Source organism: Streptomyces sp. JLBG701 (assembly GCF_058544905.1).
This window is the reverse complement of record NZ_CM178588.1, coordinates 2344975-2360238: the sequence shown is the minus strand read 5'-3', so window position 1 is coordinate 2360238 and position 15264 is coordinate 2344975. Positions and strand designations below refer to the sequence as shown.

Here is a 15264-nt window from a genome sequence, read left to right as displayed (position 1 = left end):
GGAATCTGCCGTACCGGACCTGTCCGGAAAGGTGCTTCAGGGCGGCTCCAGTGGATCTCCCAAAGCCCTCCCTTGTTGTTCCCGGCTCGCTCCCGCCGGTCGCGCGACCCTGGTGGCCGTAGCGGAGAGGAGCTGCTGTCGTCATGCGCTTCCGTGTACTCGGTCCCGTTCGACTCGAACCCCGTACGCCCTCGGCGGCCAAACAGCGGGCCGTGCTGGCCACGTTGCTGCTGCGGTCGGGGAGTGTGGTGTCCGCCTCGGCCCTGTTCGACGAGTTGTGGCCCGAGGGGCCGCCCCGCACCGCGGCGACCACACTTCAGGTGTACGTGTCCCATCTGCGCAAGGCGATAGCGGAGGGCGGGCCGGGGCCGGACGGGGGTACGCCGCTGGTGACGCGGCCTCCCGGGTATCTGCTGCGGGTGGCGCCCGGCGAGTTCGATCTCCGGCGGTTCGAGGAACTGCACATGCGGGGGCGCCAGGCGTACCGGGCGGGTGACTTCGCGGCCGTGTCGCGGGAGCTCGGTGAGGCCCTGGCGCTGTGGGACGGGCCCGCCGTCTCCGGGGTGGAGCACGGGCCCGCGCTGGCCGCCGCCGCCACCCGGCTGGAGGAACTGCGCCTTGAGGCGCTTGAGTTGCGGATCGAGGCCGATCTCCGGCTCGGGCGGCATCATGAGCTGACCGGTGAGCTGATGGAGCTCGCGCATGCCCATCCGCTGCGTGAGCAGCTGCACTGCCATCTCATGGAGGCGCTGCGCCGGGCCGGCCGGACGGCGGACGCGCTGCGGGCCTATCGGACCGTACGGCGTTCCCTGCACGACGAGCTCGGGGTACCCCCGGGCCCTGCGCTCGCCCGCGCGCATTCGAGGGTGGTCGGCGCTCAGCCTCCGGTCAGCCGGCCGGTGCGGCCGCGGCCGGCTTTCCCCGGAGATTCCAGGCGAGCCAACGGCGTACCGTTCCCGGATGACCGGGCGAGCCGTGTACGTCGTCGATCTCCTTGACGCGGATGTCGGTGACGGTGGCGCGCAGCAGTTCGGGGTCCGCGGGCGGGATGATCTCGTCGCGGGCACTGGCGACGTAACGCACCGACGCGCCTACCGCCTCAAGGAGATTCGGAGTGAGCACGAACTCCTTCAGTACAGCCCGGAGTTCGGCCTCGTCGGCAGTGTCCGTCAGGCGGCGCAGGGTGTCCCTGGTGACCAGGGGCAGGCGCTGCCACCAGTCCGCGTCGGTGAAGAAGTCCGCGACCGGCGCGCCCACCGTCAGGATGCGGCGGATACGGGTGTCCTCGGCGGCGGCGCGCAGGGCCAGGTGGCCGCTGAAGCTGAGGAAGAGCAGGGAGGTGGCGTCGGTGCGGGCACGGGGGGAGAGTGCGTCGAGGAGGTAGGGGATCAGGCGCCAGGAATCCGCCGTGTAGCGCTGGGAGTTCTCGCCGACTCCGGGCAGCTCGGCGACGACCGCCGCATAGCCCATGCGGACGAGGCGGGGCAGCAGCGGCGCCCACTGCTCCTTGGTACTGATGATGCCGCCCATCACCACCAACAGCGGCCGGTCACGGTCGAGTCCGGCGGCCCAGCAGTACAACGGGCCGTCCGGGTGGGCGAGTTCAATGCGCTCCATGCCGCTCTGGGTGCGGTGCCAGCGGTCGAGGGTGTCGACGGCGCTCCGGTGTGCTTGCAGGCGCGGTTCGTCGTACGGGTAGGGGAAGCGGGCCAGCGTGTAGTGGCGGCAGGCGTCCAGGAGGCTTCCCCCGGCGGCGAGTTCGTCGCCGCGGGTGCGCCAGACGTGGGTCCAGGAGTGCGGGTCGCCGGGGGTGTCGTTGGTGATGCGGTCCAGGACGCGGGCGGTGTCGCGGGCGGACAGTCCTTGGTTGCGGGCGTGCAGGCGCGCGTATTCCTTGAGTTCGGCCAGGGGGCCGGGGAGGGTGATCGGGTTCGGTCGCGTGGTCATGGACGGTCCTCCGGAGCGTCGGGGGAGTCGGTGGGATCGGGGGAGTCGGTGGGTTCGGGGCCGATCGCCACGGCCGCGGTGTAGGCGGCGTCCGGGGCGCCGAGGGTGAAGGTGCGGGTGGTCCAGCGGTGATCGGTCAGGGCGGCCTCCCATTCCGTGAAGGGCAGCCGCAGACCGAGGCCAAGTGCCTTGCCGTACGCCTCCTTTGTCGTCCACCAGCGCACCAGCAGGGCGTTGCGGTCGGCGGGCGGGGTGCGGGCGAGTTGGGCCAGTTCGCGGGCGGTGCACATGCGGTGGGGGAAGCGGGGTCCGTCCAGCTCCCTGTCGGCGCGTTCCACGTCGACGCCGATCGTCAGGCCGACGGGCGTTCGCTCGCAGAGGCCTACGAGGGCCAGCTGTGCGGAGTGGCTGAAGCTGACCGCGTAGCGGCCGGCCGTTCCGTGCAGACAGGGGCGTCCGCCGGGCAGGCGGCCGAGTTCGACCGGGCCGAGGGCGGCGTACAGCAGGGCCCGGACGGCTAGTGAGCGGGCCCGGACGTCCGGGTGAGCCGGTGCCGAGAACCGGGCGGCGTCGGGGCCCTTCGGCGTCGGGGCTCGGCTCGCCCACTCGCTCACCTCGCCGTACACCAACACAGAGCCGTGGGAGGCGAGTTCGACCCGGACCCGCTCTCGTGCCGCCTCACCCGGCCGGCCGGTGAGGTGCACCGGGAGGCCACAACTCGGCGACCGGGGCGAGGTGTTGCCCGTCGACGCGGTCCTCATCGGCCGTGCCCTCCCAACTGCCGTGCTCCAGCGCGTACGTGAGCTCCCCGAGCACGTCAGCCGCGGCGGCGCCGTCCAGGACGCGGTGGTCGAAGGTCAGGCCCAGCCGCATCACGGGGGCCGCCTCGATGGTGCCGTCCTGGCGGACGACGGGGCGCGGGGTGGTACGGCCGCAGGTCAGCGTGATGGCCGTACCGCCCGTGGAGTGGAAGCCGTCGACCGGGCGGTGGCCGAGCGAGCTGACGGAGACCGTGCCGAGCATCGAGGGGCGCCGCCGGGCGTTGCGCAGGGCGCTCGTGAAGGCGGAGCGGCCGAGCCAGGCGGGGAGCCGGACCAGGGCGCGTACGCCACGGAACTCCGGCAGCGACGCGACGTCCGGCGAGCGGTAGCGGTCCACCTGGTCCTGGATGGCGTCCAGCGTCGCGGTTTCGAGGTCGGGGATCAAGGCCGACAGGACGATGCGCTCACCGCCGGGAGACTTCGTGTCGAGGGCCAGTTTCCCGGTGACCGAAGGGAAGCGGACGATCCGGGGCGCACGCCAACGCCCGGGCACCAGAACGGCGTTGGCCTCCGGGTGTCGGTGCAGGACGCGTCCCGCGGCGTACAGGACGTAGGCGACCGTCGAGTAGTGGCGGTCGGCGCGGCTCCGGTGGGCGTGGATCGCGCCCATGTCGACGTCCGTGTCCAGGTGGACGGGGCGCTGGCGGGCGGCGTACTCCAGGAAGTACAGGGTGTGGCGGCGATCCCGTACGGGATGGACGGTGCTTGTGGGTGTCACGGGTGTCATGGGTGTCATGGGGTCATCACCAACTCGTGGATACGGCGCAGCGTGCGGGCTTCGAGGAGCCGGCCGACCGGCACGGGGCGGCCGAGGGCCTGCTCCAGGGCGGTCACCAGCTTCAGCAGGTACATGGAGTCCCACTCGGGCAGTTCGTCGAAGTCCGCGTCGAGCAGGGCGGTTTCCTCCGCGGGCGTCGTGCCCAGGGGCAGACCGGTCTCGTCGCGTACAAGACGCGCGAACTCGGTGAGGGGGAAAGCGTGCGTCTGTGTGGTCTCGGACATCTCTACAGCCCTTCCAGTGCGAAACCGGCCTTGATCCACTTGCTCGACTCGACCGCCACGGCCAGCGCCTTCTGCCCGCCGCCGATCTCCTTCATCACCTGCTCGATCTGGAGGAAGGGCAGCGCGTTGCCGTTGTTGCCGGTGTCGGCGACGCAGGAGATCTCGCGTGCGGCCGGCAGCCCGAGCTGTTCGGTGATCAGCCGGGTCATCCGGCCCGACAGCTGCGGCGGGAGAATGAAGTCGAGGTCCTCGGCCGGCCAGCGCAGGTCGTCGAGGAGTTCCCAGAGGATCTCGACGGCCATGGCGGGCACCGACTCCTCGATCGCCTTGTAGTCCTCGGTGAGCGCCTGGCGCCCGTCGTGCCGGTCGGCGAGCCCGAACCAGTCGATGATCTGCCCGGGGCTACGGCCCAGCCCCGTACAGCGGTTGAGGGTGCGGCGCAGGGCCACGGGCCGTTCGCCGGGGTGCGCGCTGACGACGGCGGCTCCGGCACCGTCCCCGAACAGCACGCAGTTGACCAGGTCGCCCGGTGCCGCCGAGGAGAGGTCGCGGCGCAGGTCGAGGTGCTTGGTGCACACGTCGCCGCCGATGGCCAGGCCGGTGCTGTACATACCGCCGGCGATGAAGGTGCGGGCCAGTGCGAGGGCCTGGACGGCGCCCGCGCAGCCCGACTGGAGCTGGTAGGTGGGGAGTTGGTCGAGGCCGAGGCGGTCGGCGACCTCGTTGACGGTGGCCGGCATGAGATGGTCCGGCGTCGCCGTGCCCAGGACGATGAACTCGACCTCGCCCGGGTCGACGCCGCCGCGCTCCAGAGCGAGTCCGGCGGCCTCCGCGCACAGGTCGGCGAGCGACCAGCGGACCTCTCCGCTCGTCAGATCGCGGGCGAAGTGACGGGTGCGGGTGCCGATGAAGTGGTCGATCCACTCCTCGTTGACGCCGAGCGACGCGGCGAGGGCGGCGTTGTCGACGGGAGCGCCGGGCAGCGCCGACGCGGCGGCGACTACATGGGCGACAGCGGACTCGGTCATATGGGGGGCTCCGTCGTTGAGTTGACCATCGGGCGGGCGGCGCGCGAGGTGACGTACGCGATGAGGTCGCCGAGCGTGGACAGATGGCCGAGCAGCTCCTCCACCGGCAGCGGCCCGAGCTGCGGCAGCCGCGCCTCGACGCGTGCCTTCAGCTCGATCAGCGTGACCGAGTCCAGACCGAGGTCCTCCTGGGGGCGCGACTGGGCGGAGAGAGCGGCGAGTTCGTAGCCGCCGAGCTCGGCGACCGCTTCGAGGACATGGGATGCGATCGATGCCTCGGGGGAGGGGGACGGAGGCAGGTGCACGTCGGGCGAGTCGTCCTGATCAGTTCCTACGACGGTCCGCGCACCCGGCGTTGCCGGTGGCGCCCCGCGCCAGAACCGGGCCTCCGTCGCGAAGGCGTACGGCTCCAGCCGCCTGGCCGGGAGGCCTTCGTCCTGAGCGGACCAGTCCACGTCCAGGCCCGCCCGGTAGAGCGCGGCGACCGTCGCCGCCAGCTCCTCTCCGCTCGCGGACTCGCCCGGCAGCGGGTGCAGCGGGGTCGGGGCGTGGTCGGAGGTGATGCGGCGGGCCAAGGCGGTGAGGATGGGGCGGGGGCCGAGTTCGAGGACGTGGGCCGGGCGTTCGTCGAGGAGTTGGGCGGCGGCGTCCGCGAAAAGGACGGGGGCGCTGAGGTGTTCCGTCCAGTAGGCGGCGTCCAGCGGCTCGGACTCCAGGAGTTTGCCGCGCACGGTCGAGTAGAACGGGGTGCGGGGTACGCCGCCCGTGATCTCCTCGGCGATGCGGTGGAAGGGTTCGAGGACCGGACGCATGAGCGGCGAGTGGAAGGCGTGCGAGACCTCCAACCGCCGTACGCGCACGCCGTCGAGGGCGGACGCGATGCGGTCCAGGGCGGCCAGGTCACCCGAAAGCACCGTGGAACGCGGGCCGTTGAAGGCGGCGAAACCGACCAGGGGCTCGCCCTCGACCAGGTCGTGGAGGAGGTCCGCCGGACCGTGGACGGCCAGCATGCCGCCACCGTCGGGGAGTTGCTCCATCAGCGCGCCGCGCGCGGAGATGAGCCGCGCCGCGTCCGACAGCGACAGCGCCTCCGCGTGCACGGCCGCCGCGAACTCGCCGACGCTGTGCCCGAGCAGCAGGTCGGGGTGTACGCCGACGTCCGCGAGGGCGGCACCGAGCGCGTAGCCGACGGCGAACAGGGCGGGTTGGGCCCAGCGGGTGCGGTGCACGGCGGGGTCGGCGCGCAGGAGCAGGTCGCGTATGGACTCCCCGGTGAAGGGCAGCAGGGCCGCGTCGGCGGCGTCGAGGTGGCGGCGGAAGAGAGAGGACGCGCGGTAGAGGGGCGCTCCCATCGCCGGGAACTGGGCGCCCTGGCCGGTGAACAGGGCGGCGATGTGCGGAGGTTGGCGAGCGGCGGCGGGTGGCTCGTGCCGGGCCGCCGCGCGCAGGGCCGCCGCCAGCTGCGCACTGCCGTCCTCCGAGCGGACCACGACCGCCGCCCGCAGCGCATGGCCGGTCTTGACCCGGTGCGAGGCCCGGCACAGCGCGTTTGCCGGTGCGCGGCGACGGTCGATGGTGGCGGCCTGGACGGTCAGGTTGCGGTGCAGGGCGGGCGCGTCCGGGGCCGTGAGGGTGAAGACGTGGGCGCCCAAGGCGGGCGGCGCCGAAGCCGTCGTATCGACAGCGGACGGCCCTCGGACAATGGACCCCGCCGACCCCGCCGACCCCGCCACCCGCACACCCGGCGCCGACTCCAGCACCGCATGCGCGTTGGTGCCCCCCATCCCGAAGCTGCTCAGGCCCGCCACCGCCGGGCCGGACAGGCGCAACGGCGCCTTCAAGAGCCTCAACCCCTTCTCCGCCAGCAGGAGTCCGGGGTTTTCGTGGGCGGCGAGGCGGCTGACCGGGACTGTGCGGTGGTGCAGGGCGAGGGCGACCTTGATCAACCCCGCGATGCCGGCCGCGCCCTCCGTGTGGCCGAGGTTGCCCTTGACCGAGCCGAGGGCCATCGGGCGGTCGCGGCCGGCGTGCCAGGCGGCGAGGGCCTTGGCCTCGATCATGTCGCCGAGGGCGGTACCCGTGCCGTGGCCCTCGGTGAAGACGACGTCTCCCGGTTCCACGCCCGCCCTGCGGTACGCGGCCGCCACGACCTCCTGCTGCGACCAACGACTTGGTGCCGTAAGGCCGTTGCTGCGGCCGTCCTGGTTCACGGCCGTCCCGCGGAGCACCGCGTACACCGGGTCGCCGTCGGCGAGCGCGTCCTCCAGGCGGCGCAGGACGACCGCGCCGACGCCCTCGCCACGCCCGATCCCGTTCGCCTCCGCGCTGAACGGCTTGCAGCGGCCGTCGGGCGCGGCGAGCCCGGCGCGCTCGTAGAACAGGCCGAGCGCGGGCGTCAGCGCGATGTTGACGCCGCCCGCGAGCGCCCGGTCGCACTCGCCCGCGAGCAGCGCGTTCGCCGCCAGATGCACCGCGACCAGCGACGACGAGCACGCGGTGTCGACGGCCAGGCACGGGCCCTTGAGGTCGAGGTGGTACGAGATCCGGTTGGCGATCATGCAGTAGCCGTTGCCGGAGCCGATCTGCGGGGTGATGCCGGGCAGGTCGGTCAGCGTCAGCTGGGCCCACTCGCTGCCCATCACCCCGACGAACACTCCGGTCGCCGTCCCCGCGAGCCGGTGCGGTGCCGTGCCCGCGTCCTCGAAGGCCCGCCACGCGCACTGGAGCATCAGCCGCTGCTGCGGGTCCATGGAGGCGGCCTCGCGCGGGTTGATCGTGAAGAAGGCGTGGTCGAAGGCGTCCGCCCCGGCGATGAACCCGCCCTCGGCCGGCCCGCCCGTCGTCCCCGGATCCCAGCGCTCGCGCGGCACACGGCCGATGCCGTCGCCGCCGCGCATCAGCAACTCCCAGTAGCGGTATGGGTCTTCGGCGCCCGGAAATCGGCAGTCGAGCCCGGTGACGGCCACCCTGCCCGTGCTCATCCGGCGTCCTCCAGCGTCGACCAGAGGTGCCCCGCAAGCGCGTTGACCGTGGGAAAGTCCCAGGCGGCCGTGGGGTCCACGGGGATGCCGAAGTGGTCCTCGACATCGCCGCACAGGCTCAGCGCGGCCACCGAGTCGAGGCCGTACTCCGCGAGCGGCACCGAGGGGTCGATCTCGGCGGGGTCGCGCCGCAGATAGGCACCGACGCGGCCGGTGAGCCATTCGATCAGGGTCTGCTCGGTGGGGATGGTGGGCAAGGACATGGCGTCTCCAGACTGAGAGCGGCGTTGAGAGCCTTGTGAGAGCAGCTGGGGCGGTCCGCGTGGCGCCGTTGCTACGCGTGGTCGTACAGGTCGAAGGGCCGCAACTCCTCGTATCTGCGGCGTAGTTCGGCTGCGAGCGGTCGCGCGCACTGGTCCGGGATCCCGCCCTCGCCCAGTCCCAGGCGGCGTGCCGAGCGGTGCAGGGCCGCGCCGAGCCACACCGGGTCGGCGAGGAAACCGCCGGGCGCGGAACGCCACACGCCGACGGCGGCGGCAGCGGCGAGCAGTTCGGCGTAGCGCGCGGCGAGGGCGAACGCGCCGGGGGAGGCGAGCGGGGTGCGGTCGGGGGGTGGGAGGGAGCGGGCGGCGCGGCGTACGTCGGCCAACTCGGCGGCGAGGTCGCGCAGTAGGTCGCCCACAAAGTCGTTCGGGGCCTTCGTGGTCAGCGTTTCGGTGAGCGGGTCGCCCGTCGCCGCGAGCGTGAGGCGGTCGAAGGGAATGCCTGGGGGCACTCCGTCGTCGTCCACCGTGAACAGATCTTTGGGCGCCGAGAGTTGGGAGGAGGAAGCCAGCCTCCGCAGTTGCGGCACCAGCGTCGCCAGGCAGGCCGTCGGGCCCGCGTGCCCCAGCGAGAGGACCGGCAGGTCGCGTACGTGCCGGCCGAAGACGGCGTGTTCGCCCTCGCGGACGTAGAAGCGGGCGCCGAGTACCACCGACAGTTCGCGCACGCTGTCCGTGAGCAGCTTCGGCACCAGGTACTTCACGGCGGCCGAGGTGACGCTCGCCTGCTCGGGGAGCAGATGGACGGTGCGTGCGGCGGCCAGCGCGAGGCTGTCGCACAGCAGTAGATCGGCGAACGCGTTCGTCAACACGGCTGACGCGTGCGGGAGTTGGATGACGCTCCGGCGGTAGAGGCGGCGGCCGAGCGCGAAGCGCATGACCGTCCGCAGACAGCTGTCGGCCGTACCGATCGCCATTCCGGGCAGCGCGCTGCGTGTCACCTGGAAGGAGCGGAGTGCCACTTCGCCGCCCCGTCCCTCCTCGCCGACCAGCGCGGAGGAGGGCAACGGGCAGTCGCGGAAGGCGAGTCCGGAGATCCGGCAGCCGCGCACCCCGGCCGTGGAAAAGCGGGGGAGTGGCTGCCAGCGGTCCGTCGGCAGGTCGTCGGGGCCGGCGAGCAGAACCGAGTGGCTGCGGCTGCCGGGTGCCGGGTCGGTGCGGGCGAACAGGACCCAAGCGCGGGCCCGGTCCGCGTTGTTGATGACCTCCTTCGTCCCGTACAGGCGATAGCCGCCGCGTGCGGGGCGTGCGGTGAAGTCGACGCGCAGGAAGTCGTTGCCGTGGGCGAGTTCGTGGTAGGCGACGGACACCTTGGCGCCGTCCAGGAGGAGTTCCGCGAGCCGGGCGCGCTGCTCGGAGGAGCCGGCCGTCCAGACGTTGACCGCCGCCATGAACGACGTGATGCCGTGCCCAAGGCCGAGCCCCACGTCCCGGCGGAACACCTCGCGCAACACCCGCACCAGACCGTCCAGTCGAGCCAGCCGCCCGCCGAGCTCGACGGGCACGTACTCGGCGCCCAGACCGTAACCGTCGAGCAGCGCCTCACCGTCGGGGCTGAGCTCGCCTCGCTCGTCGGCGGCCGTCAACCGGGCGTCCCCGAGCGGGTTTTCGGGGTCGTGAGGGTCGCCGAAGGCCAGCGCGAGTCCCCGCGCCCGCTGAGCCGCGTCGTCCGTCAACGTGTACGCCGTCCCGCCGCTCCCGGTGTACGTCATGCCGCCGCTCCTCGCGCCAGGTCGAGCCGCAGCAGCGAGAACAGCCGCCCCCGCGCGCGTGCGGCGAGGGCCTCCTCCAGCAGCTCCTCGTACGCGTCACCGGCACCCGGGGCATACGGATCACGCCTGGGCGGCGCCTCCCCGAGACGCACCAGCAGCTTGCCGAGTACGGCCCGCAGCCACACCCCGTCCCGCCACAGCCCCTCGTCGTCGGCCCCGCGCGTGTTGCGCACCCACAGCCCGAGACATGCGGCGGCCGCCACGCACAGGCAGTAGCGGCGCGCCACCTCGAAGGCGTCCTCCGGCACATCGGCGACCACGTCCGCGAAGTCGGCCATCCGCTCGTGGAGCTGATCGACAACCGTCAGGAGATGCTGGGCCGAGTCGGCGGCACCCTTGAGCGCGGGCTGCTCGGCGGCCTGTTCCCGCAGCGCTCCCACGAAGCCGGGCAGCGCGGCGAGCAGCGAACCGCCGGTCCGCGCCTTCAACGCGAGCCGGGTGCGGTCGAACTCCGGGAGCGGCACAGTCAGTTCGCAGGCTGCCAGCGCCGGTGCGGGATCCGTCGTACGGCCCCTCCAATGCCGTACGAGCGAACGGAACTGCTGGACCAGCGAGGTGAGATTGACCAGGGTGTTTCCGTCGAAGAGGCCGACGATCCGGTGGTCGCGCTCCACCTTCTGGAACATGCCGTAGGGCCCGACACCCTGCCCCGACACCAGGAATGCCCGCGCTCCGAGCACTCCGGCGAGTGCGCTCAGTACGTCCTCCGTGCCGGTCGGCAGCAGGTATTTCGTCACGGCCGCTGTCAGCGACAGTTCGTCCGTCGCCGTGTGGACCATCCGGGACGCGACGAGCGCGAGGGCCTCGTGGGCGATCACGTCCGCCGCCGCCGACGCCAACACATGGCGTGCCTGCGGGAGTTCGGCGAGCGTACGGCCGTACAGGCGCCGCTCGCGGGCGAAGTCGAGGGCGATGCCCAGGCCGTGGTCGGCGGCGCCGAGGGAGAGGGAGGCGCACATCGTGCGGGTGAGCTGGAGTGCCTTGAGGACCGTCTCGATGCCGGTGCCCTCGGCGCCCACCAGGGCGTCCGGGCCCACCCGGGCACCGTCGAGGACGATGCCGGAGATGTCGGCGCCGCGGATGCCGTGCGTGGGCACCTTCGGGAGCGGGCGGTGGCTGCCCGGGGCCAGTCCGCGCTTGTCGGCGAGCAGGACGCTGAAGCCGCGGGGGCCGCCGGCCGGGTCGGTGCGGGCCAGCACGGACAGGAGGGTGCCGCGGGTGGCGTTGTTGATGAGCCACTTCTCGCCGTGCAGCCGCCAGCCCCGGCCCGCCCTTTCAGCGGTCACTTCTCCCGCCAACAGGTCGCTGCCGTGGGCCCGTTCGGTGAGCGCGAGCGACACCGGAACCCCGGCCCGGATGTCCGCGCCGAGCCGCGCGGCCTGCTCGTCGCCGCCCGCGACCCACACGCACACGGCCCCCAGATACGTCTTGCCGTGCGCCACCGCCACGGTCAGATCGCGCCGGGCGACGGTCCGGACGAGCTGCAGCGCGTGCTCGTAGTCGCGCAGCCGCCCGCCGTGGCGGACGGGCACGTAGTAGTCGGGCAGGCCCCAGGCGTCGAGGTCGCGGCAGATCGCGGCCGGGAACTCCTCGCGGGCGTCTAGGGCCAGGCAGTTGGCGTCGGAGAAGGTGGTGCGGGCGTCGGTGGGGTCGCCGAGGGCGTGTTCCAGTTCCTCGGCGAGACGGTAGGGGGAGTGTTCGCGCGGCTCGGTCATGAAGCGCCCTCCGGATCCCGTACGGTCCGGACGGCCGGGTCCAACACCTCGTAGAGCGCCGTCACTTCGCCGCGCAGGAACAGCTCGCGCATCGCCCGGCGGCGGACCTTGCCGCTGGTCGTGCGGCGGACGGCGCCGGGGCGGACGAGCAGGACGCTGCCGACGGGGAGCGCGAACTCCCGGCCCAGGGTGTGCTGTACGGCCGTGGCCACCGCGTGCAGGTCGCCGTCGGGGACGGCCGCGACGCGGACCTCCAGGATCAGGACGAGGTGTTCGCGGTCGCCCGCGGTGACGCCGAACGCGGCGCCCGCACCCCGGGCGAGGGAGGGGTCGGCTGTGCGGGCGGCGCGCTCCACGTCGTGCGGGTAGAGGTTGCGGCCGGCGAGGACCACGACCTCCTTGATGCGCCCGGTGACGTACAACTCGCCCTCGTCCAGGACACCGAGGTCCCCGGTGCGCACCCAGCCGTCCGGGCGGAAGCACTCCGCGGTGGCCGCCTTGTTGCCGTAGTAGCCGGTCGTCACGCTCGGGCCGCGTACCCACACCTCGCCGACCCGCCCGTCCGGGAGTTCGCCGCAGGTCTCGGGGTCGCAGATGCGTACGTCGCAGTCCCAGACGCTGCCGCTGGAGACGAGCGTGCGGTCCTCGCCCTCCGCCAACACCCCCTGTTCCAGGGCGGTGGCGTCGACCGGGCGCACGATCGGCGGCGAGGCCGAGTCGGCGCCCGTGACCAGGAGGGTCGTCTCGGCGAGGCCGTAGCACGGGGTGAAAGCCTCCAGGCGGAAGCCGGCCGGAGCGAACCGCCGCGCGAACGCCCGCAGCGTCTCCGCCCGCACCGGCTCCGCGCCGTTCGGGGCAACTCGCCAGCTGGACAGGTCGAGTTGCTCCAGCTGCTCGTCGGTGATGCGGCGCGTGCACAGCTCGTACGCGAAGTCGGGGGCTCCGGAGCCCTCGACCTGATACGTGCCGATCATCTCCAGCCAGCGCCTGGGCCGTTTCAGGAACGACATGGGTGACATCTGGACGGCGACCCCGCCCGCGTACAGCGGCTGGAGGAGGTGTCCGATGAGGCCGAGGTCGTGGTAGTGCGGCAGCCAGCCGCCGACGACCATATGCTCATCGGTGCCGCCCCAGCGGGCGATCGCGGCCTCGTTGGCGAGGAGGTTGGCGTGGGTGACCATGACGCCCTTGGGATCGCTGGTCGAGCCCGATGTGTACTGGAGGAACGCCAGATCGTCCGGGCGGGTGGCCGGCGGGCGCCACTGCCGCGGGTCGGCGGCGAGTTCGAGTGCGGCCCCGTCGGTGGCGAGGGTGTGGACGTGCGGCAGGGCCAGGGAGTCCAGCCAGGCCTGGAGGAGCGGCGCGTACGCGGACGTGGTGAGGACCGCGACCGCCTCCGAGTCCCGCAAGATGCCCGCCACGCGGGTGAGTTGCTCGCCCTGGTCGGTCGGCAGCGGTGCCGGGACCGCCGCCGCGCCGGCGTAGAGGCAGCCGGCGAAGGCCGAGAGGAACGCCGGGCCCGGCGGGTGCAGCAGCAGCACCGGGCGGCCGGTCGCGCCCCGTTCCTGAAGCCAGGCCGCGACCCGCCGCGCGCCCAAGTCCACGTCCCCGTACGTCAGATGCTCGGGATCCGTGCCGTCCGACCGGTCCGGCAGGTAGATGAACGCGTCGCGCTCCGGATGCGCGGCGGCGCGCTCCAGGACGACTCGGGTGAAGGTGTCCGCGGTCGCCGGAGCGAAGCGGAGCGGTGTGCTGGTCACGGCCGTCCCCCTGACATGGTGAGAGCGATGTGGCCGGGCGCCGCGGGCAGGTCCCGCAGCGGGTGGCGGTACTCGACGGTCCCGTCGGGCTGTGGCGGTCCCGACGGTTCGAAGCCGAGCGACGGATAGAAACCGGCGTAGCGGTGGTTCTTCGCGGTGGGCCGGAACAGGCCGTGCACCGCGGACGCGCCCGCGTCCCGGGCCAGCGCCAACACCCCGCCCAGCGCGGCCTGTTCGATGCCACGCCCGAAGACCCGGCAGCTGAGCAGCGCGTTGTCGATGTGCCAGCCCCGGTGGTCGCGGGCCACGAACACGGCCCCGACCAGACCGCTGTCGCCGAACCGGTCCCGCGCCCCGACGGTGAGGACCAGGCCGGCGTCGGCGGCGGCCCGTACCTCCTCGGCCGTCATGCGGCGGGTGGTGAGGTTGAACTGATTGGTGCGCTGGGTGAGTTGGGCGACCCGCGCCACCTCGTGCGGGCGCAGCGGAGCCACCTCGACCCGGACCTCCAGACGCGCGAGGAAATCGTCGTACGACTCGGCGCTCTCCAACAGGTCCTGCCGCTCGCCCTCGCTGCGGTACTGGGTGCCCCGCTGCCGGTCCGTGTCGGTCAGCTCGGGCACGTCGAACCAGCCGTCGGCCAGCAGGCGTTCGGCGTGCAGTGCCGGTTCGTCGTCGAGCGGCACCACCGCCACCTCGGGCAGCGCGCCCGCCACCTGCGCCCGCTCGAACGCCGAGTCGTCCGCGAAGACGAGGCTGTCCACCCCGAGCCCCAGCCGCGCCGCGATCGCCTTCAGCCCCTGGTCCTTGGGGCCCCAGTCCCCGCGTACGACGGTGAAGTCGTCCTCGGACAGGGCCATGTCGGGGTGGGTGCACAGGACTTGGGCCAGTGGCTCCTGGTCGTTCTTCGAACAGACCGCCAGCAGCACGCCCTGGGCGCCGAGTTGGCGTACGACTCGCTGGAAGCGGCCGAAGGCCTCCCCGCGCAGGGTCGAGGCGGCGGCGATGCCCTCGGGACCGGCGTCGCCGAGGACGCCGTCCCACAGGGTGTTGTCCGCGTCCAGTACCAGGACCTTCTTCGTCCGGCCGCGCAGGGCACGGGCGAGGTGGGCGACCTCGCGGGCGTACGCGGCGAGCAGTTCGGCGCCGAGGCGGGCGCGCGCGTATCCGGCGAGGCGAGTGTCGCGGACCGGGCCGGCGGCGTGGGCGAGGGGGTCCAGGTCGATGGTGTGGGTACGGGGGTGGCGGGCGGACAGGCGCAGGATCCCGGCGTTCAACTCCCGCCAGAGCGCGCCCAGTTCGGCCCGTGAGCGGTGGTCCACCAGCTGGTGCGTGTGCTCGCGCAGCAGCGGCAGGGTGTTGAGGACGAGGGTGCCGTGGCCGTGCCGGGCGTGGTGGGCGGTGAGGTGGTCGAGGCGGGCCAGGAAGTCCCGGGCGGCCGTGGCGGCGTCCTCGGCCGTCCAGGGCGTCGGGAGGAGGTCGAAGACCACCGAGGCGTCGAGTACACACAGGGCGAGACCGGTGCCGGGCGCGTACACGGGGCTTCGCGGGTCCAGCAGGTCACGTTCCCAGGCGCCGTGGTCGCCGGTGAGCGGGCGCAGCAGCAGGCGGTGCCGGGCCAGTTCCGCGGTCAGTGAGGGCACCAGGCCGTCGAGCGTGCCGCTGCCGCTCACGGCGGCGGTGATCGTCTCGACGGCCGGGTCGGCCAACTCCTCACGCGGGTCGGCTATTTCGTCACGGACGGATCCGATGAGCCGTCCCGCCGTCCGCAGCGCGGTTGACGGATCGTCGCCGGTGGCCACTCGGTGCAGCAGCGCGGGCAGGTCCTGCCAGTGCGCCGCGAGCCTGCCGTCGGAGTGCATCAGGCGCAGCCGGTCGAGTGGTCCGGCCGCCGCCGTCGTCTCGGTGGTCATGG

Annotated in this window: 12 protein-coding genes; 1 reads left to right on the top strand and 11 read right to left on the bottom strand. The window is 72.9% G+C overall.

The genetic code is table 11. From position 1 onward, the window contains the following. Nucleotides 1-143 precede the first annotated feature (143 nt). Complete coding sequence (locus AC5DRG_RS10835; RefSeq protein ID WP_491809790.1) at nucleotides 144-998, top strand: AfsR/SARP family transcriptional regulator; 855 nt, start codon at nucleotides 144-146, stop codon at nucleotides 996-998. On the opposite strand, the gene AC5DRG_RS10830 is transcribed toward AC5DRG_RS10835, so the two are convergent. The 11 genes from AC5DRG_RS10830 to AC5DRG_RS10780 form a co-directional block, all read right to left on the bottom strand. Continuing rightward, nucleotides 889-1947 carry an alpha/beta hydrolase gene (locus tag AC5DRG_RS10830; RefSeq protein WP_491809789.1) on the bottom strand — a complete coding sequence of 353 codons (1059 nt, stop codon included), beginning with the start codon at nucleotides 1945-1947 and terminating at the stop codon, nucleotides 889-891. The genes AC5DRG_RS10835 and AC5DRG_RS10830 overlap by 110 nt on opposite strands. Continuing rightward, a complete protein-coding gene (locus AC5DRG_RS10825; protein ID WP_491809788.1) occupies nucleotides 1944-2651 on the bottom strand; it encodes a 4'-phosphopantetheinyl transferase family protein in 708 nt (235 codons plus the stop codon). The genes AC5DRG_RS10830 and AC5DRG_RS10825 overlap by 4 nt, the downstream gene beginning before the upstream one ends. Continuing rightward, the gene (locus AC5DRG_RS10820; protein WP_491809787.1) at nucleotides 2626-3486 is read right to left on the bottom strand and encodes a 2-oxo acid dehydrogenase subunit E2; all 861 of its coding nucleotides are present in this window, start codon (nucleotides 3484-3486) and stop codon (nucleotides 2626-2628) included. The genes AC5DRG_RS10825 and AC5DRG_RS10820 overlap by 26 nt, the downstream gene beginning before the upstream one ends. 14 nt (nucleotides 3487-3500) lie before the next feature. Further along, a complete protein-coding gene (locus AC5DRG_RS10815) occupies nucleotides 3501-3770 on the bottom strand; it encodes an acyl carrier protein (RefSeq protein ID WP_491809786.1) in 270 nt (89 codons plus the stop codon). 2 nt (nucleotides 3771-3772) lie between these two features. Further along, the gene (locus AC5DRG_RS10810) at nucleotides 3773-4798 is read right to left on the bottom strand and encodes a 3-oxoacyl-ACP synthase III family protein (RefSeq protein ID WP_491809785.1); all 1026 of its coding nucleotides are present in this window, start codon (nucleotides 4796-4798) and stop codon (nucleotides 3773-3775) included. Then, nucleotides 4795-7779 carry a type I polyketide synthase gene (locus tag AC5DRG_RS10805; protein ID WP_491809784.1) on the bottom strand — a complete coding sequence of 995 codons (2985 nt, stop codon included), beginning with the start codon at nucleotides 7777-7779 and terminating at the stop codon, nucleotides 4795-4797. Before AC5DRG_RS10805 ends, AC5DRG_RS10810 begins: the two co-directional genes overlap by 4 nt. Next, on the bottom strand, nucleotides 7776-8042 hold the full coding sequence (locus tag AC5DRG_RS10800) for an acyl carrier protein (RefSeq protein ID WP_491809783.1): 267 nt from the start codon (nucleotides 8040-8042) through the stop codon (nucleotides 7776-7778). Before AC5DRG_RS10800 ends, AC5DRG_RS10805 begins: the two co-directional genes overlap by 4 nt. 71 nt (nucleotides 8043-8113) lie before the next feature. Next, nucleotides 8114-9814, bottom strand: a complete 1701-nt coding sequence (locus AC5DRG_RS10795) for an acyl-CoA dehydrogenase family protein (protein WP_491809782.1) — start codon at nucleotides 9812-9814, stop codon at nucleotides 8114-8116. Then, on the bottom strand, nucleotides 9811-11589 hold the full coding sequence (locus tag AC5DRG_RS10790) for an acyl-CoA dehydrogenase family protein (protein WP_491809781.1): 1779 nt from the start codon (nucleotides 11587-11589) through the stop codon (nucleotides 9811-9813). Before AC5DRG_RS10790 ends, AC5DRG_RS10795 begins: the two co-directional genes overlap by 4 nt. Continuing rightward, the gene (locus tag AC5DRG_RS10785) at nucleotides 11586-13349 is read right to left on the bottom strand and encodes a fatty acyl-AMP ligase (RefSeq protein WP_491809780.1); all 1764 of its coding nucleotides are present in this window, start codon (nucleotides 13347-13349) and stop codon (nucleotides 11586-11588) included. The genes AC5DRG_RS10790 and AC5DRG_RS10785 overlap by 4 nt, the downstream gene beginning before the upstream one ends. Further along, entirely contained in the window at nucleotides 13346-15262 is a 1917-nt protein-coding gene (locus AC5DRG_RS10780; RefSeq protein WP_491809779.1) for an HAD-IIIC family phosphatase, read from the bottom strand. The genes AC5DRG_RS10785 and AC5DRG_RS10780 overlap by 4 nt, the downstream gene beginning before the upstream one ends. Between the last annotated feature and the right edge of the window lie 2 nt (nucleotides 15263-15264).

Coding starts and splice junctions, on each gene's coding strand:
- AC5DRG_RS10835 (WP_491809790.1), top strand. CDS start 144: ATGCGCTTCCGTGTACTCGGTCCCGTTCGACTCGAACCCCGTACGCCC.
- AC5DRG_RS10830 (WP_491809789.1), bottom strand. CDS start 1,947: ATGACCACGCGACCGAACCCGATCACCCTCCCCGGCCCCCTGGCCGAA.
- AC5DRG_RS10815 (WP_491809786.1), bottom strand. CDS start 3,770: ATGTCCGAGACCACACAGACGCACGCTTTCCCCCTCACCGAGTTCGCG.
- AC5DRG_RS10810 (WP_491809785.1), bottom strand. CDS start 4,798: ATGACCGAGTCCGCTGTCGCCCATGTAGTCGCCGCCGCGTCGGCGCTG.
- AC5DRG_RS10805 (WP_491809784.1), bottom strand. CDS start 7,779: ATGAGCACGGGCAGGGTGGCCGTCACCGGGCTCGACTGCCGATTTCCG.
- AC5DRG_RS10800 (WP_491809783.1), bottom strand. CDS start 8,042: ATGTCCTTGCCCACCATCCCCACCGAGCAGACCCTGATCGAATGGCTC.
- AC5DRG_RS10795 (WP_491809782.1), bottom strand. CDS start 9,814: ATGACGTACACCGGGAGCGGCGGGACGGCGTACACGTTGACGGACGAC.
- AC5DRG_RS10790 (WP_491809781.1), bottom strand. CDS start 11,589: ATGACCGAGCCGCGCGAACACTCCCCCTACCGTCTCGCCGAGGAACTG.
- AC5DRG_RS10780 (WP_491809779.1), bottom strand. CDS start 15,262: ATGACCACCGAGACGACGGCGGCGGCCGGACCACTCGACCGGCTGCGC.